Annotated in this window: 28 protein-coding genes; 5 read left to right on the top strand and 23 right to left on the bottom strand. The window is 40.9% G+C overall.

The annotated features are described in order from the left end of the window. From nuoK to CLV57_RS07290, 19 genes are all read right to left on the bottom strand, one after another. Positions 1-306 (bottom strand): NADH-quinone oxidoreductase subunit NuoK, encoded by a 306-nt coding sequence (gene nuoK / locus CLV57_RS07380; RefSeq protein ID WP_100340670.1) that lies wholly within the window; start codon positions 304-306, stop codon positions 1-3. Continuing rightward, a complete protein-coding gene (locus CLV57_RS07375) occupies positions 303-851 on the bottom strand; it encodes an NADH-quinone oxidoreductase subunit J family protein (RefSeq protein ID WP_100340669.1) in 549 nt (182 codons plus the stop codon). The genes nuoK and CLV57_RS07375 overlap by 4 nt, the downstream gene beginning before the upstream one ends. Beyond that, entirely contained in the window at positions 848-1,435 is a 588-nt protein-coding gene (locus tag CLV57_RS07370) for a 4Fe-4S dicluster domain-containing protein (protein ID WP_100340668.1), read from the bottom strand. The genes CLV57_RS07375 and CLV57_RS07370 overlap by 4 nt, the downstream gene beginning before the upstream one ends. 120 nt (positions 1,436-1,555) lie before the next feature. Continuing rightward, positions 1,556-2,626 (bottom strand): NADH-quinone oxidoreductase subunit NuoH, encoded by a 1,071-nt coding sequence (gene nuoH / locus CLV57_RS07365; RefSeq protein WP_100340667.1) that lies wholly within the window; start codon positions 2,624-2,626, stop codon positions 1,556-1,558. A gap of 101 nt (positions 2,627-2,727) precedes the next feature. Continuing rightward, a complete protein-coding gene (gene murI / locus CLV57_RS07360) occupies positions 2,728-3,558 on the bottom strand; it encodes a glutamate racemase (protein ID WP_100340666.1) in 831 nt (276 codons plus the stop codon). 111 nt (positions 3,559-3,669) lie between these two features. After that, positions 3,670-4,188: an OmpH family outer membrane protein gene (locus CLV57_RS07355; protein ID WP_100340665.1), complete on the bottom strand. Its 519-nt coding sequence runs from the start codon at positions 4,186-4,188 to the stop codon at positions 3,670-3,672. A 51-nt stretch (positions 4,189-4,239) separates the two neighbouring features. Continuing rightward, the gene (locus tag CLV57_RS07350; protein WP_100340664.1) at positions 4,240-4,773 is read right to left on the bottom strand and encodes an OmpH family outer membrane protein; all 534 of its coding nucleotides are present in this window, start codon (positions 4,771-4,773) and stop codon (positions 4,240-4,242) included. A gap of 11 nt (positions 4,774-4,784) precedes the next feature. Beyond that, complete coding sequence (gene bamA, locus CLV57_RS07345; protein WP_100340663.1) at positions 4,785-7,337, bottom strand: outer membrane protein assembly factor BamA; 2,553 nt, start codon at positions 7,335-7,337, stop codon at positions 4,785-4,787. Positions 7,338-7,400: 63 nt separating this feature from the next. Then, complete coding sequence (locus CLV57_RS07340; RefSeq protein WP_100340662.1) at positions 7,401-8,141, bottom strand: isoprenyl transferase; 741 nt, start codon at positions 8,139-8,141, stop codon at positions 7,401-7,403. Between the two features lie 183 nt (positions 8,142-8,324). Further along, on the bottom strand, positions 8,325-9,110 hold the full coding sequence (porG, locus tag CLV57_RS07335) for a type IX secretion system protein PorG (RefSeq protein ID WP_100340661.1): 786 nt from the start codon (positions 9,108-9,110) through the stop codon (positions 8,325-8,327). A gap of 9 nt (positions 9,111-9,119) precedes the next feature. Further along, entirely contained in the window at positions 9,120-10,001 is an 882-nt protein-coding gene (locus tag CLV57_RS07330; protein WP_100340660.1) for an NAD kinase, read from the bottom strand. Between the two features lie 82 nt (positions 10,002-10,083). Continuing rightward, on the bottom strand, positions 10,084-10,746 hold the full coding sequence (locus CLV57_RS07325; RefSeq protein ID WP_100340659.1) for a CBS domain-containing protein: 663 nt from the start codon (positions 10,744-10,746) through the stop codon (positions 10,084-10,086). Positions 10,747-10,756: 10 nt separating this feature from the next. Beyond that, positions 10,757-11,518, bottom strand: coding sequence for an alpha/beta fold hydrolase (locus CLV57_RS07320; protein WP_100340658.1), 762 nt, complete (start codon positions 11,516-11,518; stop codon positions 10,757-10,759). Between the two features lie 126 nt (positions 11,519-11,644). Next, complete coding sequence (locus tag CLV57_RS07315) at positions 11,645-12,094, bottom strand: GatB/YqeY domain-containing protein (RefSeq protein ID WP_100340657.1); 450 nt, start codon at positions 12,092-12,094, stop codon at positions 11,645-11,647. Positions 12,095-12,177: 83 nt separating this feature from the next. Continuing rightward, the gene (locus tag CLV57_RS07310; protein ID WP_100340656.1) at positions 12,178-12,936 is read right to left on the bottom strand and encodes an SDR family oxidoreductase; all 759 of its coding nucleotides are present in this window, start codon (positions 12,934-12,936) and stop codon (positions 12,178-12,180) included. A gap of 78 nt (positions 12,937-13,014) precedes the next feature. Then, entirely contained in the window at positions 13,015-13,746 is a 732-nt protein-coding gene (porT, locus tag CLV57_RS07305; RefSeq protein ID WP_100340655.1) for a type IX secretion/gliding motility protein PorT/SprT, read from the bottom strand. Next, the gene (ubiE, locus tag CLV57_RS07300; protein WP_100340654.1) at positions 13,743-14,474 is read right to left on the bottom strand and encodes a bifunctional demethylmenaquinone methyltransferase/2-methoxy-6-polyprenyl-1,4-benzoquinol methylase UbiE; all 732 of its coding nucleotides are present in this window, start codon (positions 14,472-14,474) and stop codon (positions 13,743-13,745) included. Before ubiE ends, porT begins: the two co-directional genes overlap by 4 nt. A 90-nt stretch (positions 14,475-14,564) precedes the next feature. Further along, complete coding sequence (locus CLV57_RS07295) at positions 14,565-15,056, bottom strand: GNAT family N-acetyltransferase (RefSeq protein WP_100340653.1); 492 nt, start codon at positions 15,054-15,056, stop codon at positions 14,565-14,567. A gap of 18 nt (positions 15,057-15,074) precedes the next feature. After that, a complete protein-coding gene (locus CLV57_RS07290) occupies positions 15,075-15,563 on the bottom strand; it encodes a VOC family protein (RefSeq protein WP_100340652.1) in 489 nt (162 codons plus the stop codon). A gap of 161 nt (positions 15,564-15,724) precedes the next feature. Between CLV57_RS07290 and yihA the strand changes: the two genes are divergently transcribed. The 3 genes from yihA to CLV57_RS07275 all read left to right on the top strand — a co-directional run bounded on the left by yihA (position 15,725) and on the right by CLV57_RS07275 (position 17,160). Next, the gene (gene yihA / locus CLV57_RS07285; RefSeq protein ID WP_100340651.1) at positions 15,725-16,330 is read left to right on the top strand and encodes a ribosome biogenesis GTP-binding protein YihA/YsxC; all 606 of its coding nucleotides are present in this window, start codon (positions 15,725-15,727) and stop codon (positions 16,328-16,330) included. Between the two features lie 82 nt (positions 16,331-16,412). Next, the gene (locus CLV57_RS07280; RefSeq protein ID WP_100340650.1) at positions 16,413-16,604 is read left to right on the top strand and encodes a cold-shock protein; all 192 of its coding nucleotides are present in this window, start codon (positions 16,413-16,415) and stop codon (positions 16,602-16,604) included. 214 nt (positions 16,605-16,818) lie between these two features. Further along, positions 16,819-17,160 carry a YtxH domain-containing protein gene (locus tag CLV57_RS07275; protein WP_100340649.1) on the top strand — a complete coding sequence of 114 codons (342 nt, stop codon included), beginning with the start codon at positions 16,819-16,821 and terminating at the stop codon, positions 17,158-17,160. A gap of 118 nt (positions 17,161-17,278) precedes the next feature. Here the strand turns inward: CLV57_RS07275 and gap are convergent, their stop codons facing one another. From gap to pfkA, 3 genes are read right to left on the bottom strand one after another with little or no spacing between them, the layout of a single operon-like run. Next, positions 17,279-18,274: a type I glyceraldehyde-3-phosphate dehydrogenase gene (gene gap / locus CLV57_RS07270; protein ID WP_100340648.1), complete on the bottom strand. Its 996-nt coding sequence runs from the start codon at positions 18,272-18,274 to the stop codon at positions 17,279-17,281. 4 nt (positions 18,275-18,278) lie between these two features. Beyond that, a complete protein-coding gene (locus tag CLV57_RS07265; RefSeq protein ID WP_100340647.1) occupies positions 18,279-19,127 on the bottom strand; it encodes a hypothetical protein in 849 nt (282 codons plus the stop codon). After that, complete coding sequence (pfkA, locus tag CLV57_RS07260; RefSeq protein WP_100340646.1) at positions 19,128-20,114, bottom strand: 6-phosphofructokinase; 987 nt, start codon at positions 20,112-20,114, stop codon at positions 19,128-19,130. It abuts the gene before it with no gap. A 126-nt stretch (positions 20,115-20,240) separates the two neighbouring features. Between pfkA and CLV57_RS07255 the strand changes: the two genes are divergently transcribed. Beyond that, positions 20,241-20,939, top strand: coding sequence for an NUDIX hydrolase (locus tag CLV57_RS07255; protein ID WP_100340645.1), 699 nt, complete (start codon positions 20,241-20,243; stop codon positions 20,937-20,939). 67 nt (positions 20,940-21,006) lie between these two features. Here CLV57_RS07255 and CLV57_RS07250 read toward each other — a convergent pair whose 3' ends face one another. Then, the gene (locus tag CLV57_RS07250) at positions 21,007-21,858 is read right to left on the bottom strand and encodes an N-acetylglucosamine kinase (protein ID WP_100340644.1); all 852 of its coding nucleotides are present in this window, start codon (positions 21,856-21,858) and stop codon (positions 21,007-21,009) included. Positions 21,859-22,005: 147 nt separating this feature from the next. Here CLV57_RS07250 and ggt point away from each other — a divergent pair, with 147 nt between their 5' ends. After that, positions 22,006-23,691, top strand: a complete 1,686-nt coding sequence (gene ggt, locus CLV57_RS07245; RefSeq protein ID WP_100340643.1) for a gamma-glutamyltransferase — start codon at positions 22,006-22,008, stop codon at positions 23,689-23,691. Positions 23,692-23,735 lie beyond the last annotated feature (44 nt).

Genomic DNA, 23,735 nt, shown 5'->3' with positions numbered 1-23,735 from the left:
TCAATCTTTCAAACTATTCACCTTACCCGGGTCAATAGTTTTATATTTTTTATATACAGTTAAAATAATAGCCAAGGCCACAGCCGTTGTAGCAGCGGCAAGCACAATCGCAAACAGCGCGAATATTTGTCCGCTGTTATTAACGCGGTCAAACTTACCAAATGCTACCAGGTTTAAAATGGCAGCGTTTAGCATAAGTTCAATACCAATCAATAATTGTATAGCATTCCGCTTGGTAAGCAGCATGTAAAGGCCAATGCAAAATAAGGCAGCCCCAACAATCAGAAAATCATTTAATGATATCATGCGTCTTGCTCCTTTCTGGCAATGTGTGCCGCGCCTACCAGAGCCATCATGAGTAATATGGATATAGCCTCAAACGGCAACAAATAAGTGGTCATTAAATTAATGCCGATGTTATGAATGCCGTTATCAGTGGGTTTGATTACGTTGCCTGAGGCTACAGACTGCTTTATCCAACCTAAATCATCAGCGTTCAATTTCAACAACACAGTTACCATTACAGCAAAAAATAAAAGGCTAAGAACTAGACCGGGTATTTTTCCGCTGTTTACAAACTTATCTTTTTGGCGGCCTAAACTATCCAATGTTTCCTTACCTGAAAGCATGAATGCAAACAGGATCAATACCAAAATACCCCCTACGTAAATTACGATCTGGCTAACGGCTACAAAATCGGCCAGCGCCAAAACATATAATCCCGCCAGGGCAAACAGCGTGACAAAAAACATAAAAATGCCACGTACCAGATTTTTACTCGATGCTACATACAGCGCTGATGCAATAGCGATAAACGCCATAGCATAAAAAAGAATTTGCGCTAAGCTCATGCGCCTCCCTCCTTTTTATTCATTGCAGCCAGTTTAGCGGCCTGCTTTTGCGCTAATTGATTTTCAAGCAAGGCCTTCTTCTCTTCAACTTCTTCAGGTGTCATGTTAGAGAACTCGTATGTGAGGTCCGTCAGTTCAAACACACTACGGTCGTATTTATCGGTCATTACGATGCACTCGGTTGGGCACACAATTGTGCATAAGCCGCAATACATGCACTTAGCCATGTCAATATCAAACTGGGCGGGGTAAATACGCTTAGGTGAACCGTCTGATGTATAACCGATCAGTTCAGTTGCCTTAACCTGTTCAATGGTAATGCAATCAACCGGGCAAATTTTGGCACAGAGGTCGCACACAATGCAATCATCTATCTCCACATCCAACTGGTACCTTCCAACCTCCGGACTCGGCAAAGCCTGTTTAGGATATTGGATGGTGTTGGTGCCTTCCATCCTTTTAAAATAATTATTGTCACTAACGTGCATTACCTCCCGCTTCCTGTTGGAAGCAAAAAGATGGCTTAGGGTAAGGCTCAAGCCTTTCCATGCCGTTGTAAATCCATTTAGTGCTTTATTAATCATTTATATAATTTGTCATATTGAGCGTTACGAAACATCTTTTATAAGATTCTTCGCTACGCTCAGAATGACAGTCCTTTTTTACAAATTCCGACATCGAAAATCCGATATCCTAAATCAAAATCACATTAACCACAACCGCCATATGCCTGATATCAACACGCAGGCAAAGGCTAGTGGTGTTAATACTTTCCAGCATAGGTTCATTAGCTGATCTACCCGCAAACGCGGTAATGTCCAGCGTATCCACATTTGTACGCCTACCAGCGCCAGTGTTTTTACAGCTATCCAAAATATACCCCAAACTATCCCAGTTGTCCAATCGGCCAAATGTGCCGGTCCAATATTAGGTAACGGCGTATTCCATGCTCCTAAAAACAGCACTACGCCAATCATGGATACCAGGAACATCATGGAATATTCTGCCAGGAAAACCAATCCGAAACGCAAACCGGTATATTCGGTATGGAACCCTGATACCAGCTCAGACTCTGCCTCGGGTATATCAAAAGGCGCGCGGTTACTCTCCGCCAATGATGCGATAAAATAAATAACAAAGGCAATAATGAGATGCGGCGCCCTAAATATGTTCCAGGCAAATAAGCCTCCTATTTTGGAAACATCCCAAAAACCTAAAAACTTAACCCCTTCTGTTGATAAGGTTCCCTGCTGCATGGCAACTTCTTGCAGGTTAAGGGTTTGTGCTATCATAATAACTGCTATAATGGCAAACCCGGCAGGTATCTCGTAAGAGATGATCTGCGCTGCCGAACGCATAGCACCCAGTATAGAATACTTGTTGTTTGAACCCCAGCCCGCCATTAAAATGCCCAAGGTCTCAACTGAAATAATAGCGAAAACATAGTATAACCCTAAGTTGATACCCGATGGTATTACACCCGGTGCCCATGGCAATGCAGCAAAGCCAAGATAAACGGCTATGAATATTACGGCGGGAGCAGCTACAAACAGCACCTTGTCAGCCGCCGTTGGCACTATCATTTCTTTTTGAAGGAGCTTTAAAATATCAGCTACTGTTTGGAGTAAGCCGTATTTACCAACTTCTGTAGGACCAAGCCTGTCTTGTATAAAAGCTGAAACCTTACGCTCGGCATATACCGCAAACAGCGCAAATGCTGCCGAGAATGCAAACAAGCCCGCCGCAACCAGTATATATGTGAGGTAAAAATTCAACCTTTTTTAACTTTGGTTGCAAACTTACTAAATGCTAAATAAAATAAGGCAGTATGCCCAAATAAAGTTGACTAACTTGGTAGTGTTTATTTAACAGCGGTTTAACATGACAGCTGAGTGACCGATACATGAGCAGACTTTACCGACGACGCAAAAAAACGCGAGGCATGATGGTCAAACTCAATGGTATCATCAGTGGTGAAAAAGTGTTTGCTTTGACTCCTGCTTAGCTTCTGTTCCAGCTCGTTGTGCCGTCGCAGGTAATCAACCAAACTTGAGGCAACAATATCACCTTGGGCTACCACTTTCACCGTTTTAGGCAGATAGGCTTCAATTTTATCCTGTATAAGCGGATAATGAGTGCATGCCAACAAAAGCGTGTCTATGTTTTGTGATTGAGCCATTATGCCATCCAGATATTCTTTAACAAAATAGTCGGCGCCGGGCTTTTCGTATTCACCGCTTTCAATAAGCGGCACCCATAACGGGCAGGCTTGCTGATATACTTTAAGCTGAGGAAAAAACTTTTCAATCTCTAACAGATAAGATTCCGACTGCACCGTTCCATTGGTTCCTAAAACACCTATTTCTCCGGTAAGGGAATAATTACCAATTACCTCTGCTGTTGGCCTTATAACCCCTAACACGCGTTTGTAAGCATCAATCCCGCGCATATCTTTTTGCTGAATGGTACGCAAAGCTTTTGCAGATGCTGTATTGCACGCCAATATAATTAGGGGGCAACCTTGCGCAAAAAGCCATTGCACGCACTCCCAGGTATATTGATGAATAGTATTGAATGAACGGTTACCATAAGGCGCACGACTGTTATCGCCCAGATAGATATAATCATACTGCGGTAACGCTTCGGCAATAGACCTAAACACGGTCAGTCCGCCTAAACCGGAATCAAATATGCCTATGGGACTCATTTTAGTAAATGGTTGATTGGTGTAGCCATTAAAGCTCGTAAAGTAAGATGCTTAAAAATAAAAAAAGCGTTTCGATATATCGAAACGCTTTTTTTAATCTATACCAGATAATTATTTTAAACCTAATTTAAGTTTAACGGCAGCTAACATGTTATCTGCATCGGGTGCAACAAGTAATAACTGATCAGTAACGCTGGTGTTAATTACGTAAGTGTAACCTTTTTCTTTAGCAACTGCAGTTACAGCATCTCTAACTTTTTTGATTAACGGAGCCATGTACTCGTTGCTTTTTGTATCAACTTCAGTACGTGCTTTATCGTTAGTCTCTTGCATTCTTTTTTGCATGTCTTGTATTTCGCTAACTTTTGCGGCTTTTGCAGCATCAGTCATTGTTTTTTCAGCTTTTTGATATTCCTCAACAGATTTTTGGTACATCTCCTGCATGCTTTGTAATTGATCTGTCCAGGTTTTTGAATAAGTCTGCATTTGAGTTTGAACAGTTTTCAACTCCGGCAACAGGCCTATCACTTCATCCTGAGCTACATATCCAATTTTAGTCTGTGCTTTGGCAAAGTTGCCCGCCAACATTATGCAAACTGCAACTAAAGCAACTTTAAATACTTTCTTCATTTCTTTGTTTTGGTGTGTTTAATTTAATGTGCGATTATATATATAATAATTTTATTTAGCAAGAACTCCGGGCTTTAAACCTAAGCGTGTAATAACATCAGCACTCTTATCATAACGTGGATTTGCATATAACATTATTACCTCACTGTTTTTATCAAAAACCATATCCAGATTCTCGCTTTCGGCAAGTGCCTGCACCGCTTTTGCAACCCTATCCTGTATTGGTTTTATAATCGAATTGCTGCGCTGAGCCAGATCGCCTTCCGGTCCAAAAATCTTTCGCTGAAAATCTTTTGCTTCTTTTTCCTTACTCACAATCTCCTCCTCACGTCTCTTTTTAACTTCAGCGGTCATCAATGGCTGATCGGCCTGGTAGGCCTTAAATAAGCGGTCAATTTCCTGAAAACGATTATCAACCTCTTTTTGCCATTGATCTGAAAGAGATCCTATTTGTTTCTGTGCCGATATATAATCAGGAATATGTTTCAATATATATTCTGAATCAACATAAGCAAAACGTTGTGCCAGAGCTGCTGTTACAGACAGAAACGTAAATGCGGCTACTAAAATTATCTTTCTTTTCATCCTTTTTTTAATTAGTTAAATCCTCCGCTTAAGCTTTGTGAGATAGAGAAGGCAAACTGACCCTTGTTAGCAGATGGCTGACCCGGAATGGCATCAAAACCATAACCGTAATCAAGACCCAACAAACCAAAAATAGGTAAAAATATCCTTGTACCAATACCAGCTGAACGACGGATATTAAACGGATTATATTGAGAAAAATTATTCCATGTGTTACCACCTTCAACAAATGCTAACAAGAATATAGTTGCAGATTGACTGGCGATAACCGGATGGCGAAGTTCCATTGTAAACTTGTTATAAATAGTACTACCCGGATTTGAATTTGCGGTATAATTACTACCTAAAGGAACAATAGAGAAGTTGGTGTAACCACGCATACCTATGATCTCGCTACCTTGTAAAAACTGGAAGTTCTGCATACCGTCACCTCCTAATTTAAAGCGCTCAAACGGCGAAGGCCCAACTTTGGAATTATACATACCCAGGAAACCGGTACGTATTTGTGACATCAATACCAATTTGCCTGTTAGCTTGGTGAACCACTGGGCATCAAACTTAAACTTATAGTACTCAACAAATTTGTAACGCTCTGCAGGTGTTGCAACGCTGTAATTGGTATTGTTAAACAATGAGTATGGCGGCGTAGCCTGTATGGTGAACTTAATATTTGAACCGCTGGTTGGATAAATAGGCGCATCTAACGAGTTGCGAGATAAATCTTGCGTAAGCTTAATGTTGTAAGCTGTACCATTAGAGAATAAGAAACCGCTGTAATTATCCAGGAAGTAATGGTCAAAGTTTAATGAATAGTTTAACTGGAAACGATTGTCAGGCCATTTTAAACGTTTACCCAATGTAATACCAACGCCGTTAATACGAAGAAAGTTATAGTTAGGATTATCCTTAGCATAATACTGCCCTGTTGAACTTAACTGAGTATAGCCTGTTAAAGCAAAGTAAATTGGCTTTTTACCACCTAACCATGGTTCAGAGAAGGTGAATGAGAAGTTTTGATAAATTCTACCGCTTGACTGACCTCTAATGCTCAATTTTTGTCCATCGCCTTTTGGAAGTGGTTTGTAAGCTTTAAGATTAAACAGGTTACGTAAGGCAAAATTGTTAAACGTTAAACCCAATGTACCTACTAACTGCCCCGCACCAAAACCACCTGATAACTCTACCTGGTCTGAAGGTTTTTCAACCACGTTGTAAAGTATATCTACCGTTCCATCGGTAGGGTTAATATTTTCCGGACGAGGTTCCGTTTTAGTGTCGTCAAAGTTTCCTAACTGTCCAATAATACGTGTGCTTTCAATCAATAACTGCTTATTGAATTTTTGGCCCGGTATAGTTTGTAACTCCCGGCGTATAACTTTATCATTAGTTACATCGTTACCTCTTACAGTAATACGGTTAATGGTGTATTGAGGTCCTTCAAAAATACGGATGTCAAGATCAATAGTATCGTTATATAACCTTGTTTGAACCGGATCAGAGTTAAAGGTAAGGTAACCGTCGTTAAGATATAATGACGACAGGTCATCGCCGCTTGGGCCGCCACCACTTAACCTTTTATTCAATACTTCTTCACTAAATACATCACCTTTCTCAATACGAAGCACACGCGATAACACTTCATCAGAGTAACGCGCGTTACCTGACCATGTGATGTTACCAAAATAATATTTAGGCCCTTCGTAGAGCTTTATCTTCACGTCAACGGTATTGTCGCTATGTTTAGTTACAGTGTCGCTTAATATAGTCGCGTCGCGGTAACCTTTTTCCTGCATTTTGGCTATCAGGTTTTCTTTATCTTCTTTATATTTTGCGTCTTTAAATTTCTTTGAGCCAAATATGTTGTAGAACTTACGTTCGCGCGTTTTACTTAAAAACTTTTTTAGCTTGCCTTTTGAAAAATCTTTATTGCCCTCAAAGGTAACCTTGTGTATCAATACCTTTTTCTTCTTATCAATGTTTACATCCAATATCACGCTATTAGTATCACTTGGATCCGGGCGTTGTTTAATCAACACCTCGGTATTCAAATAACCTTTTTCCTGATAGTGCCTTTTGATTATAGTTGTAGTTGTATTCAGCAGGTTTTCATTAACAATTTTACCGGTTTTGTCATTCAATTTCTTCTGAATGTCTTCTGCCTGCCCTTTCTTTATGCCTAATAAACGCAGTCTGGAAAGGCGTGGGTGCTCACTTACCTGAATTTCAAGAAAAACGGTATCTAAACTTATCCTGGTTACGTTTAACTGTACATCATCAAATAGCTGCTGCGCGTACAGGTCTTTTATAACATTTGAGTTGGCTTCGCCGGGTAATACAATCCTGTCGCCTTTATTTAATTTTGATATCTGAATCAAAATGTCTTTATCTAAATGCGTTGTGCCGGTAACGGTTATTCCGCCAATTATATACTCCTTTGGATTATTATAATTTAATATAACGGTATCGGAAGTGGATGACGGGGTATAAGTAGGTCGGCTGGGGACCTGGGCCATGGCAGCAACACTTATAATAGAGAAAAGAATAGCAAACAGAAATTTGTTCATTCGAATATTTTAGTGGGCTAAAAATAATTTATACAGTTGTTAAAATTTGTTAAACGGAAAAATTTAGTTGATCTGCTCACTGGTTAAGCCAAAACGGCGTTCGCGTTTTTGGTAATCAAGTATAGCCTCAAATAGATCTTCCCTCCTGAAATCGGGCCATAATTTAGGTGTAAAGTATAGCTCTGCATAAGCTATCTGCCAAAGCAGGTAATTACTTATGCGATGCTCGCCGCTGGTGCGTATCATTAGTTCAGGCTCGGGCATGTTATGCGTGTAAAGATTATCAGAAAAAAGCTGCTCATCAATATTATCAGCATCAATAAGCCCATCTTTTACCTTCAAAGCAATACTCCTCACCGCATTTAATATTTCGTGCCTTGAACTATAGCTTAATGCCAAAGTAAGTACCAGACCTGTATTGCCTGAAGTTGTTTTCATGGCATTTGTTAATTCGCGGTAGCACTTAGACGGAAGTTTTTCCAGGTCGCCAATAGCATTGAGCTTGATGTTATTACTCATAAAGGTTTTAATCTCCTTATGAATTGTATTTACCATCAACTCCATTATTGCGGCAACTTCCAATTTAGGGCGGTTCCAGTTCTCGGCAGAGAACGTATATAGCGTTAGATATTTAACGCCAACTTCAACCGCTCCCTCAACCACATCACGCACCGAAACTACGCCATTGTGATGCCCAAACACCCGTAATTTGCCTTTTTCTTTAGCCCAGCGCCCATTGCCATCCATTATAACAGCAATGTGTTTTGGCACTCTCAACAAATCAATCTGGTCTTTATAAGTCATCTTCGTCGGGTCGTCGGTTCACTTTATCGCGGTGACACTTTATTTTTTTTCAGGTGACAAAGGTAAAACTTCCTTTGTACTTTTTTAGTATACCGCTCTAAAAGAAAAGTTTATTGCCTGAAAGCCCGCAAATACTGCAAGTTCTAAGGTGATTTAAGACAAATAGTGCATCAACTTTAAACGCTAATAATAGCATTTTGAGGTAATAAAAGTGTATGAAATAGAAAGGCCAATAAAAAAGTAGGTATCAAAACGGCGTTGATCGCCGCGTTGGGTACCGGATGCACCTACGTAGTTACCACTATTTTCGCCCGAACGATCTGAAAAAGCCCTGGCCACCGGATCTGTAAAAAGTGCTTTGTTAGCGTAATTACCGCTCACATCGTCCAAATAATCTGTACGCGTGTACCGGTAACCAATGTCGGCAATTAAATTCAGTCTGCCCGAAAAATTATACTTAAAACCTGCGCCGTACGGAACCACCCAGGCGTTAGTTGCATAAGGGCTTACCTGCCCTTCCGTTTTCAAAGGCTGAAGATCATATCTTAAATTTTGATAAACAGCGGTAGGTTTATACCTAACGTTAGCCACACCCGTGAAAATGAAAGGCGTGAACACATTTTTACTCACAGACGGTACGTAATCAAAAAAGTTAAACTCACCTGTCAGACTAATTTCATTAAGATTAGTTGAAAAACTGAGGTTACGCTCGCGGAACTGCGCATTTGACGATAAGCTATCAGCTGCTGATATATTGCCCCATGTGTAGCCAATTTTTGCAGAGAGATATGGGTTGAAATTATACTTTACAAACGCACCGGCAGATACGTCTGACAATTTAAGCGGGTTATTGGTATTAAGATCGCCCATGTAACCGGCGCCACCCAATTTTCCACCTACTTCCCAGCTCTGCGCCACAGCGCTATAGCTTAAAAAGGCAAAAAATATGATACTTAAAACCCGGGGCATTCAACAAATTTAATAATTGCGGGTATCTAAACCCCACAATAACTTGTTTCTTAACGTTGATAAGTAACTTTCATTACTTAAACGGATAAGGTTAAGCTGAAAATCAGCTTTTCTAACTTCAAATTCCATTACGCTGTCAATCACGGTAGTACGCGAATCGCACGAAAGCAGGTAGTTGGAGCTACGGCACTCAACCTTGAAAGATAAAACACTTGTATCCGGCAATACAATCGGCCTTACATTTAAGTTATGAGGTGATACAGGAGTAACAATTACCGTATTTGATGCAGGGAACATAACCGGCCCTCCGCAGCTTAAAGAATAGGCTGTTGATCCGGTTGGCGTTGCTATAATGATACCATCACCCCAATACGAGTTTAAAAATTCACCGTCTAAAAACATATGCGTAGTGATCATAGCCGAGTCATCACGCTTATGTATGGTAACATCATTAAGTGCTATGTTGCCATCGCCAAATATGTGCTGTTCTGAATCAATTCTTAACAATGTGCGACTATCCAAGGTAAATTGCTTATTTACAACAGCATGAATTGCGGCAGCCACATCATTTTTATTAACACTGGCCAAAAAACCAAGCCTACCGAAATTAATGCCAATTACCGGAACACCTGAATTACCTATCAGGTTAACCATATCAAGCAGCGTACCATCGCCACCCAAGGTTAAAAAAGCATCAATAAAACCCGCTATCTGATCGTGTTCATTAAGAACGCTATAACCAATTGTGCTTATGTTGCCTTCTAAATTTTTATTAAGCTGATGATGTACATAGATATCAACATCATGTTGCAACAATGCGTCAAACACCTGTTGAATGTAGGGGAATACTGCTGAGTCATTGAACTGACGGCCGTATATGGCTATTCTCATAGTCTTTTTGGTCAATGGACCATAGTCCATGGTCCATAGTTATATATTAGTTACATGGTCTATGGTCCATAGACTATTGACCTTATAGATTAAGATAATTCATCAATGCATCGTAACGATCCATTGAACTATCACGATTCTCGGCATGATTAAATGTTGCCTTTATTTCATAACCGTACCTTAAAAAGGTAGCTAAAATGCCGGAAATATCCTGTTTATTTACTTTTAAAGTTACTTCTATCCGTGTTGAATCAGGAAAAGTACGCACGTATGAACTAAGCACCTGCGCGTTGTCTGATTCTACTATCTGAGACATGTGCGCAAGCGAATTGTTTCTGTTGCTTATCTCTAAAACAATTATACCACCGGGCTCGGCAACAGATGTAAGCTTGGCAAACCAGCCATTCATAGCGTTAATAGAGATGCAGCCGAGGTAGTTCATTTTTACATCAAGTACCGGCACTAATGTTAACTGCTGTTCATAAAACAGGCGGATAACATCATAGATATGCTGATCTTCGCGAACGTATGGGTTTACCAAAGATAAAGCTACCGCGCCAATAGCAGTTTGCGTATCCGGTTCGGTAATAATGTCTGCTTCGCTAACTAAGCCTAAAAACTGCTCTTCGTTAACTACAGGCAGATGCCTTACATGAAACTCCGTCATACGTTCCAACCCACGCTGAACAGAATCAGATGTATGAAGCGGATTGATGTCGTAGTTAATTAGTTCGGCAGCAAGCATATTTTAAGTTTTAAATATTCCGCGTGTCCAGAAAATCTTTCAACAGGCGGTTAAATTCATGTGGATGCTCCATCATAGGTGCATGACCACAGTTGTCAATCCATTTCAGTTCCGAATCCGGCAGCAGTTGATGAAACTCCTCAGCAACTTCCGGAGGAGTTATTTTATCATTACGCCCCCAAATCAATGATACCGGTATACGTATTTTATGCAGATCGGCTTTCATATTATGCCTGATGGCAGATTTTGCCATGGCTAATAACCTAATTACGGCATTACGGTCGTTTACGGTTTTATAAACTTCGGCAATTAATTCGGGCGTAGCAACAGCCGGATCATAAAATGTATATTCAACTTTCTCTTTTACAAAGTCATAGCTCTCGCGGCGCGGAAATGAACCGCCAAAAGCGTTTTCATATAAGCCCGAACTGCCTGTCAAAACCATTGCCTTCAATTTATCAGGATGCGCCAAAGAATAAACAAGGCCAACATGTCCACCCAATGAGTTACCTAACAACACTACATCTTCCAGTTTTTTAAACTTGATGAATTTGTGTACAAACTTTGAAAGCGTTTTTACGCCGGTTGTTAATACCGGAAATTCATAAATTGGCAGAATAGGTAATATAACCCTGTATTTTTTCTTAAACTCCTCAATCACAATTTCCCAGTTGCTTAAACCGCCCATTAAACCGTGCAGTAACAACAGCGTCTGGCCTTCGCCCTCTTCAACGTAAGTAAAACCGTGTCCTTCCTTAAGCGCGAATTTCATATAGATATTTTGTGACCGTTAATATACCGAAAACTGTTCCAACATTGAACGCAGCAAGTATAAGCAATTATTTATACTGGTATATTACGGGTTTCACCTTTTAAAATTAAAATAATATTTACCGGTTTAACCCAATAATTGTTTTACTACCTCTGAAACGGTTTTACCATCTGCCTGACCGGCCAGCTCTTTATTGGCCAACCCCATCACCTTACCCATGTCCTGCATAGACGTTGCTCCTACTCTCCCAATCAGTTCCTGAATGTAGCCTTCTATTTCAAAGCGGCTCATTTGCTGCGGCAGGTATTCTTCAATAACCTTTAACTCGCCCATTTCAATCTGGTACAGGTCATCGCGGCTTTGGGTTTTGTAGATCTCTGCCGATTCCTTACGCTGTTTAGCCAGTTTCTGCAGCACTTTTATCTCTCCTTCCGGAGTTATCTCTTCGGCAGCTCCTTTTTCTGTTTTAGCTAATAATAAAGCTGATTTAACCGCTCTTAAAGCTGTTAAACGCTCTGGTTGTTTGGCCAGCATGGCCAATTTTATATCCTGATCAATTTTTGTTGTTAGTGACATGTTTATTTCGGATTTCGAATGTTCAATTTCGGATTCTTTTTATCATCGGCACATCTGCATATTCGCACATCTGCACATTTTTATTAATGCCTAAAAATATTGGTAGCGCTGGCCTGCGCGGTAGGCATTACTACAATATCATTTATATTTACATTTTTTGGCCTTGATGCAATAAACCAAATAGTTTCCGCTATATCCATGGCATTAAGTGGCTCAAAGCCTTCGTAGGTTTTCTTAGCCCGTTCCTTATCGCCTTTAAAGCGCACCTCGGAGAACTCTGTTTCTACAGCACCCGGATCAACTGACGATACTTTTATACCATGGGGCAGCAGATCAATGCGCATGCCTCTGCTTAAAGCATCAACAGCAAATTTTGATGCACAGTAAACGTTTCCGTTAGGGTAAACCTCTTTACCGGCTATAGAACCTAAATTAATGATATGCCCTGAGCCGTTTTTTATCATCCAGTTAGATACTACTTTAGTTACGTACAACAGACCTTTAACGTTGGTGTCTATCATCCTATCCCAATCATCAAGGTCGCCGTTCTGTACAGGGTCAAGACCTTGGCTAAGTCCGGCATTGTTAATCAACACGCTAACTTTTTTCCATTTGGCCGGCAACGCTTCCAGATCAGTTATTACCTGTTCGCGGTCGCGCACATCAAAGTTACCTATGGCAACTTCAACATTGTGTTTTTTATGCAGTTTGGCAGCCAGTTTCTCCAGGCGGTCTAATCTTCTGCCTGTTAAGATGAGATTATAACCTTCACGGGCAAACAGTTGCGCGCAAGCTTCGCCAATTCCGGCAGTAGCACCTGTAATCAATACAATTTTTGCCATGTTTCCGTTAGTATATGCGCTACGAAATTAGAGTTTTTAGATAAAAATAAATACTTGATAATGCTATTTGAGGCAATTTTACTCAAAATGCAGACTAAACATTACAGTATGTAAACTTAAGCTATTGATAGGCGCTGCAAAGGCGTTGTTCTCGCGCAGCAGCAGGTTGCCAAATGAGTTAGCTATTTTTATCTCAGGCGAGAGCTTAAAAAACTCAAAGTAAATGTCGCAACCCACGCCCACTTCATAGCTGCCATAACCATTTATGGTTTTTAGCAGTTTAGCTGTTGGCGCTTGGTTATCGTCTGCGTTTTCCTTGTTTCCGAGTGCACGCGAGTATTTTAGTCCGGCAATCAAGTAAGCTCTGTAATCACCCAATCGGTTTGATTTAAGTTTAAACTGTACCGGCAAGTCAACCAGTGTTGCACGCACTTCCTTAACTTGATCTTGTGACGGGTCTGCGTATTTGTAGCTTACAGATCTGTCCGCAAAAATAAGGGCAGGCATCAAACGCGCCTCCAGGTGTTCATTGATTCTGTAACGGCCTAAAAATCCAACCGCAAAACCCGGTGAATTATCTGAGCTTATACTGTTTAAAGCGTCGGTGATTTTAGCACCGTTCTCGTCAAAGTAAGGCTGCCGCCACTCGGGCTTCCTGTCTATTTTGTAATAACTGCTAACGTAGCTAAAGCTAAAGCCTCCGCTAAAGTCTTTTAAATCAGCTCCTCCACCCCACGCTGGTACTTTTTGCGCCAATAAAGTTTGGCTGCAAAACAATACAACAAGCAGGATGACGTACCTTTTTATCATTTAACACCCGTATAAATGGAACAGATACCAAACGCCAGCGGACGGATTTTGGTATTTTTAAAGCCGGCTGCCTTCATTACGTTTATAAAAGCCTCTCCGTCAGGAAAAGCCGCTACTGATTCGGGCAGATAAGTGTAAGCTCTTGAGTCTTTAGAAAAAAGCTTGCCTATGCCAGGGGTGATGTAATTAAAGTAAAAGCTATACAACTGTTTAATTGGAAAACCTTTTGGTTTTGAAAACTCCAGAACAACGGCCTTTCCGCCTGGTTTTAATACCCGGTTTATATCGGTCAATCCTTTTTGCAGATCTTCAAAGTTACGTACACCATATGCTACAGTAACCGCGTCAAATTCATCATCGCTGAATGGCAGTTTTTCCGAATCGCCTAATTTAACTTCAAACCTGTCTCCCAAGCCGCGTTTCTCAATTTTTTGTTCGGCAATGTTTAACATACCCTGAGAAATATCAACGCCAATTATTTTACGCGGCTTTAAAATTTTTAAAGCTTCAAAAGCGAAATCTCCGGTGCCGGTAGCAACGTCCAATATTAATTGGGGTTTATCAATTTTTAGCTCATTAATTGCTTTTTTCCGCCAGATGATGTCGATACCCAACGACATAAAATGGTTCAAAAAATCGTACGTTTTTGATATGTTGTTGAACATGTCGGCTACCTGTTCTTTTTTGGTAACCTGTTCGTTTTGATACGGAGTAACAGTTTTGCTCATTTGTTGGCAAAGATAGGGATTGGTTATTGAAGATTAGTGAGTAAAGGTTGAAGATTAGTGTATGTATCAGCAACCACCAATCTTTAATCTTTAATAACTAATCTTTAAAGCGTAAAACATCGTATCAACCGCCATTTTTGGAAAGTACGACGGAAAATGCGCTACAGGCGTCAGCACAAATCCATTACGCTCGTAAAAGCGATGCGCGGCTTTTAAAACTGCCGATGTACCGAGATATAATTGTGTAATATTTTTTTGGCGGGAATAAGCTACCAGCGTATCCAATAATTGCTGCGCTAATCCGGTTCCTCTATGTCCATCCTTAATAAACATTTTGCGGATGGTACCCGCATTGTGGCCAATATCAATCAATGCAATTGTGCCCACCAGTTCTTCACCTTCAAAAGCGCCCCAAAAATTGCCGCCTCCGGCATGGTAATTAGCTTCAATGTCGAGCAGATCAGGCTGGTCTTTAACAGTTATCGGGATATTAAATTCATGCTGTTGTATAGTGATTATCAAATCAATTACCTCTTCGGTATATTGATTGTAGATGGGGCGAATTGTATATGTGTTAGTCATTAAATTAATTGTGCAAAATTATTGAGCCAGCGCCAATAAGCCGTTCATATCTAAATGGCGGGTATACATATCCAGTTCACCGTCTTCATTGCGCGGCCACTCGGTTTTGGGCTTGTCCCAGTATAGTTCAATCCCATTCATGTCAGGATCGTCAAGATAAATAGCTTCAGATACGCCATGGTCTGCAGCGCCTGTTAAATGGTATCCGGCATCAATTAGGCGTTTCACTATTTGCGCCAGATCTTTCCTTTCGGGATATAAAATTGCTGTATGGAACAACCCGGGAGCTTGTGTTGGCGCCGGTCCGGAGCCCTTACTTTGCCAGGTATTCAAACCAATATGGTGATGATAGCCACCTGCAGAAATAAATGCGGCATCGTTACCATACATCTGCATCAGCTCAAAACCCAGTAACCCGCAGTAAAAATCAAGCGAACGTTGCAGATCGCTAACCTTAAGGTGCACATGGCCTATACGTGTTTGGGCGGGTATTTTGTAATTGTCCATATTCTTGTTGTAATGTTGAAAAGTTTGAACGTTGCAAAGTTAATACTGCTACTGAATTTTGTTGCACTGCTAAAATCTTAAAACCTCATAACATTATAACACCAAAACCTTGCAACATTCAAACTTTCCAACCTTCCAACTCAAAACCCTATCTTTGCAGCATGACCATAAAATCTGCCGAATTTATTTGCAGTAACACGCAGATATCAAAACTACCGCCACCTGTAAAGGCCGAATATGCTTTTATAGGGCGTTCAAACGTAGGCAAATCATCGCTTATTAATATGCTTACGGGCAAGCGCGGCATGGCTAAAACATCGCAAACGCCAGGTAAAACGCAGCTCATTAATCATTTTTTGATCAACGATGAATGGTATATTGTTGACCTTCCGGGTTATGGTTATGCCCGTGTTTCAAAAAACAAAAAGGCCGACTGGGATAAATTTATCCGTACTTATTTAGATAAACGCGAAAGCCTGCAATGCGTTATGGTTTTGATTGACAGCCGCCTTGAACCACAAAAAATAGATCTGGAGTTTTGCAATTGGTTAGGCGAGAAAGGACTTTCGTTTGTATTGATCTTTACTAAAGCGGATAAGCAGTCATCCGTAAAAACCGATCAAAATGTAGCTAAATTTAAAAAAGCACTCATGGCCACTTTTGAGGAAGCGCCGCAGTACTTTGTAACATCATCAGAAACACAACATGGCAGAGATGAGGTTTTAAATTTTATTGATAGCGTAAACAATCACTTTACCGCGCAGTAAATACCTATTACTGTAAAATAAAGTACCAATAGTTGCTTTTATCAATTTAATTGTACTACCTTGCGCGCTTTAAATATTTTTTATGCAACAAGGAACAGTAAAATTTTTTAATGAAGAAAAAGGTTTCGGCTTTATAGTGCCTTCAAACGGTAGCCAGGACGTATTTGTTCATTCAACAGGCCTTATTGACAAGATCCGCGAGAACGACCAAGTTGAGTTCGACGTAGAGAATGGCAGAAAAGGCTTAAATGCGGTAAATGTAAAAGTTATATAATTATAATATTACCATTAAACGTATCACATCCGCTCCCAAAAAGGGCGGATGTTTTTTTTGCTTAAATTTCTGCAATAACTGTCTGTTTTTACTACAACAATTAAAAACTGTAGTTTTTTTATACACATTACAGCCATTCATGCATTAAATCAAGCCTTTGTGGCGCTTGGCATTGTTGTTGTATTTACCTTTTAAACTACAAACAGAAAACATTATGAAAGATCAATCAAAAGTTATAGCAGCACTATTAATTGGAGCAGCGGCTGGTGCAGTATTAGGATTATTATTTGCACCTGACAGTGGAGAAGGTACAAGAGGAACAATTTCTGACTACGCTAATGATCTGGCCGGAAAAGCCCGTGATAAAGCAAACGAACTGAAAGATTATAGCAACAACGCGGTTAACAGCGTAAAATCCAAATTTAATAACGCTGCAGATGATCTGTATAATTATAGAGATGGCGTTGAGCAAAACGTACGCGACCATGTAGATAACGCGAAATCAAGAGTTAAAGCTACTGCCGATAACGTAAACGACTCTATACAACAAGCGTAAGCCCCCTCCGCCCCTAATAAAGGGGGACTTAGGAGAAAATATACGAAAATGGCCCCATTCAAATTGAACGGGGCCATTTTTGTATATTTTCCTATTTCCCATTTCTGGGAAAGTGAAATTATAATTTACCTATTTCCTGAACAAGATCAATCAGTTTGTTTGAGTAACCCCACTCGTTATCATACCATGATACTACTTTAACGAAGTTGTTGTTTAAAGCAATACCTGCCTTTGCATCAAAAATTGAAGTGCGTGCATCACCTTTGAAATCTTCTGATACTACTTCGTCTTCCGTATAACCTAAAATTCCTTTAAGTTCGCCTTCTGAAGCTTCCTTCATAGCAGCTTTAATATCTTCGTAGGTAGCAGGTGTTTTTAAACGTGCAGTTAAGTCAACTACTGATACGTCTGCAACCGGAACGCGGAATGACATACCGGTTAATTTACCTTTTAACTCAGGTAATACCAAACCTACAGCTTTAGCAGCACCGGTTGATGAAGGGATGATATTCTGGTAAGCACCACGGCCACCTCTCCAGTCTTTAGCAGACGGGCCATCAACAGTTTTCTGAGTTGCAGTAACCGCGTGAATAGTGCTCATTAAACCTTCTTCAATACCAAATTTATCATTCAATACTTTAGCAATAGGCGCTAAACAGTTAGTAGTGCATGAAGCGTTTGAAACAATGTTTTGATCAGCCTTTAACAGCTTGTGATTTACACCCATAACGAAAGTTGGGGTATCATCTTTAGCCGGAGCGCTCATTACAACTTTTTTAGCACCTGCATCAATATGTTTTTGAGCTGTATCCTGAGTTAGGAACAAGCCGGTAGATTCGATAATAACCTCAGCACCTACTTCATTCCATTTAAGGTTAGCAGGGTCTTTTTCGGCAGTTACACGTATAGTTTTACCGTTTACAACCAAATGGCCGCCTTCAACAGCAATAGTGCCTTTAAACTGACCATGGGTTGAATCGTATTTTAACATGTAAGCCATGTAATCAGGCTCAACAAGGTCATTGATGCCTACAACTTCAACATCAGGTCTTTCAATAGCAGCTCTGAAAGCCAGGCGTCCTATCCGGCCGAAACCGTTAATTCCTATTTTCATGATTTTAATTTTTATTTGAATAATATATTAGCAAATTATTTATTGGCTCGTTAACAATAGTTGTTATCTGTAACCCTGCCAACGCAGCCTCCTCACGTAACTGATCTTCAAAAGCCCACGCAACCGACCCCACAAAATGTAAGGGCACCTGCGGATGCTGCTTATGCAAAGGTAACAAGTATGCGTTTATTAGTTTATTAAAACCGGTTTTTATTACATTTTTAAGATATTGATCATGTTTATTGTCTATATAAAACTCAGCAAACGAGTTTAAATACAACACAGGTTGTTTTGATCTATATACTTTCTCTAATAAGGCGTTCCTATCGGTATCATACTTCGCTGCAAACTTCCGCCGCAGGTTTTCTGGTAGCGTCTCGGTCATAAATGCCTTGATCAACTGCCTGCCCAACCAATTGCCAGATCCTTCGTCTGCCAGTATATATCCCAAACCAAAATTATTTGGCTTAACCTTTTTACCGTCAAACCAGGCAGCATTTGAGCCACTTCCGCAAATACCAATTATGCCAGGCGAATTACGGCAGCAAGCTATAGCTGCACCGTCAACGTCATGGGCAACCTGTACTTTACTATATTTAAAGAACGATGTAAAAGCTGCACTTACCCGAGCTTTAAGCTCATCGGAATAAGCACCAGCTCCAAAAAAATAAACACGCTTAACTTCTTCGGCGTGATGTATAAGGCTGATATTCTTGTTTAACAGATTTAAAATCTGTTTTTCATCCATAAAATAAGGGTTGATACCGCTGGTTTTGAAAGACGCTTTTGTACGTCCTTTCTCTGCCAACCGCCAATGGGCATAATTTGAACCACTGTATACAACCGCAACCATTTAAATAGATAAAACGTCAACCATTTGCAGCAAATCGTCTTCCAGTTTAAACTTATGGCCGGTTAAGGCCTCTTCAATTGGCGTTGTTTTTATTACGTTTGCTTCAAGCCCAACCATCTCTTGCGTATGTCCGCTCATTAAAGCATTAACCGCGGCATAGCCTAAACGGCTGCCCAAAATACGGTCAAAGCTGCTTGGCGCTCCACCTCTTTGCAGGTGACCTAATACAGTAACCTTAATATCGTAGTTGCTTATTTGCTGTTTTACTTTCTTGGCCAGGTCGTAAATATTGCCGCTTTTATCGCCTTCGGCAACGATTACTATACTTGACGATTTTTTATTGAATTCGCCCTTTTTAAGCAACTCTATCAATTCGTCAATAGCGGTGGCTTTCTCGGGCAACAAAATACCTTCGGCACCACAAGCTATACCGGCCCTTAAGGCAATAGCGCCCGAATCGCGGCCCATTACCTCAATAAAGAAAAGGCGGTCGTGCGAATCAGCTGTATCACGGATCTTATCAATAGCGTCAATTACAGTGTTGGTTGCTGTGTCAAAGCCTAATGTATACGTAGAGCCGTACAGGTCGTTATCAATTGTACCGGGTATACCCATCACCCTTACGTCAGGAAACTGCTGCGAAAATTTGAGTGCGCCTGTAAATGTGCCATCACCGCCAATTACAACCAACGCGTCAATATCATGATCTTTTAAGTTTTTATATGCTTTTTCTCTGCCCTCAACCGTATGAAACTCCATGCAGCGTGCAGTTTTCAATATAGTACCTCCAAGGTTTAGAATATTACTAACCGAGCGGGTACCCATCTCAAACATATCATTCTCTATCAGGCCTTTATAACCCTGTCTTATGCCTACAACACTGATGCCGTTGTAAATAGCTGTGCGTACTACAGCCCTTATGCAGGGGTTCATGCCGGGAGCATCGCCGCCGGATGTAAGCACGCCAAGTTTTGAAATTTTTTGCATCTTTTTACCTCAGGTATAATTTGCACGAATATAAGGTGTGATTGTTACACCATTAAAATTTATTTTTATTTATTTTTGGTTCCGCTAATAATAGCGGTAGCATTATAAACTTAATTTACTAACGGTTTGGAAGAGAAAACGCCGACATTTAACTCCATATTTTCTATAGATTGTCTTGTATTTGGTTACGAGGCAGGCGAACTGAAGATATTACTGATCGAGAGAAACGAAGAGCCATTTAAGGACTGGTATGCCCTACCCGGCTATATAGTAAAGCAGGAGGAAAGTTTGGATGACGCAGCCGAGCGTATTATATATGAGTTAACGGGCTTGCGCGAGCTACCAATGAAACAGTTCCACACTTTTGGCGATGTTGACAGGCACCCTAAAGGACGCGTTATTACCGTTGGCTATTATGCGCTCATCCGTATAAATGGACAGAAAGAGCTGCGCTCAATCAGTTCAATGGCGCGCAAAGCGTTTTGGCATCCGGTTAAAACCTTACCAAAACTGGCATTTGATCACAGCGATATATTCAACACCGGCTTTGCAAAGATTCGCCGCCGCTTAACGCATCAACCCATAGCATTTGATCTGCTTCCTGAAAAATTTACACTTACCCAGTTACAGGGTTTGTATGAGGCTATACTGGATAAAAAGCTGGATAAACGTAACTTCCGTAAAAAAATGCTAAGTTATGGTTATTTAAAAGAGTTGGTTGAGAAGCAGCGCGGAGTTTCGTATCGCGCAGCAAAACTCTACAAATTTGACCGCCGCAAATACGCCAAGATCTTCCAGAACGAAATGGGACCAACTGCCAGTTAGAAGTTGGAATTAAGAAACAAGAGTCAAGAAAGATATCAAATCCCTCTTAACGCTTGTTTCTTACATCTTAACTCTTATTTAAATGGAACTTCACCAGATTATCTATAGGTGAACGGATGATGTTGCCTAACTGCATACCGTTTTCTGCAACCACTTCTTCTAATATACTTCTGAAATTATAAGCTACCGAGCCAATACAGTTAAATGATTGCTGCTGATAGTTAGGATAACGCGTAACCAGGTTGGTAAAGAAATCGTCGAATGATGTTTTTACTAAACCATGCGCATAGCCTAAGTTAACATTCATGTTATCATAAACAAATTTGCTAAAGCCTGCGCAAAACCTGTTAGCCAAAGGCTTGGTATAAACCTGCTCATTCACATCATCGCGGGTAAGTTTGTAGGTATCCCAAAAGTTTTCTTCAATGGCTTTTGGCATATACCCGCGCAGGTAGTCTATCAGCAGTTTTTTTCCTATGTAACACCCACTGCCCTCATCGCCTAAAATGTAAGCGCCCGAATCAATATTCTGGGTAATTTTTTCGCCATCATATAAACAGCTATTGGTACCGGTACCCAAAATGGCAGCAAACCCGGCTTGGCGACCAAGCACTGCGCGCGCAGCGGCCATTAGGTCGTGGTCAATGTTTATCTGTGAGTGCGTGAATACAACACTCATAGCAGTTTTTACATGAGCTTTCTTTTCATCGGTTGAGCAGCCTGCCCCATAGTAATTAACCTCTGTAATTTTATCAAACGGAAGATCAGACGGCAAATTATGCTGCAAAGAATTGGTGATATATTCTATACTGGCAAAATATGGATTATAGCCTTCAGTATTAAAATTGATCTTGGTGCCCTCGTCATTGATCAAACACCAGTTTGTTTTTGTTGAGCCGCCGTCTGCAATAATTATCATCTCTTATCTTTAAAAAGTGTGCGTGCTAAAAATATAGTTTTTTTAGTTCAAATTAAGGTTATAAATCCAAAATTGGTAAAACGCCGGTTAGCAACATTTGTTTAAACCTGCTTTTTGTTATATTGCTTAACATTAACTGTATTTTACATGAAAAAGCTATTTCCCCCAAAAACAGCCTTCAAAATCGTCCTGATTTTTTTCACCTGTAACACTTTCGCTCAAAGCCCACAACGGTATTACAAAAACGGAATGGTGGTTAGCGCCTACCCCGATGCTTCACAAGTAGGTGTAGAGATTTTAAAAAAAGGTGGCAACGCCGTAGATGCAGCGGTGGCTGTTCAGTTTGCGCTGGCAGTAACCTATCCCGAAGCCGGCAATATCGGCGGCGGTGGCTTTATGGTATTCCGCTCAGCTAAGGGCGAAACCAACACGCTTGACTTCCGGGAGAAAGCCCCCCTATCTGCAAGTACAAATATGTTTTTAGATGACAAAGGCAACGTGGTGCAGGGACTAAGCACCTCATCTCACAAAGCGTCGGGCGTACCTGGTTCGGTTGATGGTATGGTTGAGGCACATAAAAAATACGGCAAATTGAAATGGTCGCAACTGGTACAACCAGCTATTGAACTGGCCCGTAACGGTTTTAAAATTAGCAAACGTCTCGCTTCCAGCTTAAACAGCCCCTCATTTAAAAAAATGAATCCGGGCAAAAGTTATTTTATAAAAGACACCGAATGGCTGGAAGGCGATATTTTAAAGCAGGAAGACCTTGCCAAAACGCTTGAGCTGATACGTGACAAAGGTAGAGCTGGCTTTTACGACGGCCTTGTAGCCCGGCAAATAGCCGCCGAAATGAAAACCGGCGGCGGACTGATAACGGAAACTGATCTGAAACAATATCATTCCGTTTGGCGCAAGGCCATTACGGGCTATTATAAAAAAGAATATACCATAATTACTATGCCGCCCCCGTCAAGCGGCGGTATTGCGCTGCTGCAACTACTCCACTCGGTTGAAAATTATCCGTTGAACAGATGGGGACACAATGCCGATTCGACAGTACAGTTAATGGTAGAAGCCGAGCGTAGGGTTTATGCAGACCGCTCTAAATATCTGGGCGACCCGGATTTTTACAAAGTTCCTGTAGATAGCTTATTACGCCCTGCTTACATAAACAACCGGATGAGCAATTTTACCTGGACCGCAGCTACGCCAAGCAGCAAAATACAGCCAGGCAGTTTTGTTGGCTATGAAAGCGACCAAACCACGCATTTCTCTGTAGTAGACAAGGAAGGAAACGCGGTTGCCATAACCACCACATTGAATGGCTCATTCGGCTCCCGGATATTTGTTGGCGGAGCAGGTTTTTTGCTTAACAACGAAATGGACGATTTTAGTTCAAAAGCGGGTACACCCAACATGTACGGACTGGTTGGCGGCGTTGCTAACAGCATACAGCCGGGTAAACGTATGCTATCGTCTATGACGCCTAGCATCATCGAGAAAAATGGTAAATTGTTTATGGTTGTTGGCACTCCTGGCGGATCAACCATTATAACATCGGTTTTTCAAACAGTGTTAAACGTGGTAGATTTTAATATGGATATGCAGGCTGCTGTGGCGGCAAAGCGCTTTCACCATCAATGGTTGCCAGACAACGTAACTTTTGAGCAAAATGCGCTAAGTCCAGCGGTGAGTGAAAAATTAAAAAACAAGGGTTACGAACTTACGGGCCCAAGGGCGATAGGCCGCGTAGATGCCATATTAGTTACACCAGTTGGTTATGAGGGTGGCGCAGATCCGCGAGGCGATGATACAAAAGTTGGCTGGTAAGCATCGGCACCTGTGGTTTTGACAATATAAGATGTCGTCTCCGA

It is taken from the genome of Mucilaginibacter auburnensis, from assembly GCF_002797815.1.
GTDB classification, from domain to species: Bacteria; Bacteroidota; Bacteroidia; order Sphingobacteriales; family Sphingobacteriaceae; genus Mucilaginibacter; species Mucilaginibacter auburnensis.
Note: the sequence above shows the minus strand (reverse complement) of the source record. Positions and strands in the feature narration are given on the sequence as shown.

Coding starts and splice junctions, on each gene's coding strand:
- pfkA (WP_100340646.1), bottom strand. CDS start 20,114: ATGCAAAAAATTTCAAAACTTGGCGTGCTTACATCCGGCGGCGATGCT.
- CLV57_RS07310 (WP_100340656.1), bottom strand. CDS start 12,936: ATGGCAAAAATTGTATTGATTACAGGTGCTACTGCCGGAATTGGCGAA.
- CLV57_RS07295 (WP_100340653.1), bottom strand. CDS start 15,056: ATGACTAACACATATACAATTCGCCCCATCTACAATCAATATACCGAA.
- CLV57_RS07290 (WP_100340652.1), bottom strand. CDS start 15,563: ATGGACAATTACAAAATACCCGCCCAAACACGTATAGGCCATGTGCAC.
- gap (WP_100340648.1), bottom strand. CDS start 18,274: ATGAAAATAGGAATTAACGGTTTCGGCCGGATAGGACGCCTGGCTTTC.
- murI (WP_100340666.1), bottom strand. CDS start 3,558: ATGAGTCCCATAGGCATATTTGATTCCGGTTTAGGCGGACTGACCGTG.
- porG (WP_100340661.1), bottom strand. CDS start 9,110: ATGCCCCGGGTTTTAAGTATCATATTTTTTGCCTTTTTAAGCTATAGC.
- bamA (WP_100340663.1), bottom strand. CDS start 7,337: ATGAACAAATTTCTGTTTGCTATTCTTTTCTCTATTATAAGTGTTGCT.
- nuoK (WP_100340670.1), bottom strand. CDS start 306: ATGATATCATTAAATGATTTTCTGATTGTTGGGGCTGCCTTATTTTGC.
- porT (WP_100340655.1), bottom strand. CDS start 13,746: ATGATAAAAAGGTACGTCATCCTGCTTGTTGTATTGTTTTGCAGCCAA.
- CLV57_RS07320 (WP_100340658.1), bottom strand. CDS start 11,518: ATGAAATTCGCGCTTAAGGAAGGACACGGTTTTACTTACGTTGAAGAG.
- CLV57_RS07330 (WP_100340660.1), bottom strand. CDS start 10,001: ATGAGAATAGCCATATACGGCCGTCAGTTCAATGACTCAGCAGTATTC.
- CLV57_RS07355 (WP_100340665.1), bottom strand. CDS start 4,188: ATGAAGAAAGTATTTAAAGTTGCTTTAGTTGCAGTTTGCATAATGTTG.
- CLV57_RS07250 (WP_100340644.1), bottom strand. CDS start 21,858: ATGATAATTATTGCAGACGGCGGCTCAACAAAAACAAACTGGTGTTTG.
- CLV57_RS07340 (WP_100340662.1), bottom strand. CDS start 8,141: ATGACTTATAAAGACCAGATTGATTTGTTGAGAGTGCCAAAACACATT.
- CLV57_RS07375 (WP_100340669.1), bottom strand. CDS start 851: ATGAGCTTAGCGCAAATTCTTTTTTATGCTATGGCGTTTATCGCTATT.
- CLV57_RS07265 (WP_100340647.1), bottom strand. CDS start 19,127: ATGGTTGCGGTTGTATACAGTGGTTCAAATTATGCCCATTGGCGGTTG.
- CLV57_RS07325 (WP_100340659.1), bottom strand. CDS start 10,746: ATGCTTGCTGCCGAACTAATTAACTACGACATCAATCCGCTTCATACA.
- CLV57_RS07280 (WP_100340650.1), top strand. CDS start 16,413: ATGCAACAAGGAACAGTAAAATTTTTTAATGAAGAAAAAGGTTTCGGC.
- CLV57_RS07350 (WP_100340664.1), bottom strand. CDS start 4,773: ATGAAAAGAAAGATAATTTTAGTAGCCGCATTTACGTTTCTGTCTGTA.
- ubiE (WP_100340654.1), bottom strand. CDS start 14,474: ATGAGCAAAACTGTTACTCCGTATCAAAACGAACAGGTTACCAAAAAA.
- CLV57_RS07370 (WP_100340668.1), bottom strand. CDS start 1,435: ATGATTAATAAAGCACTAAATGGATTTACAACGGCATGGAAAGGCTTG.
- yihA (WP_100340651.1), top strand. CDS start 15,725: ATGACCATAAAATCTGCCGAATTTATTTGCAGTAACACGCAGATATCA.
- ggt (WP_100340643.1), top strand. CDS start 22,006: ATGAAAAAGCTATTTCCCCCAAAAACAGCCTTCAAAATCGTCCTGATT.
- CLV57_RS07315 (WP_100340657.1), bottom strand. CDS start 12,094: ATGTCACTAACAACAAAAATTGATCAGGATATAAAATTGGCCATGCTG.
- CLV57_RS07275 (WP_100340649.1), top strand. CDS start 16,819: ATGAAAGATCAATCAAAAGTTATAGCAGCACTATTAATTGGAGCAGCG.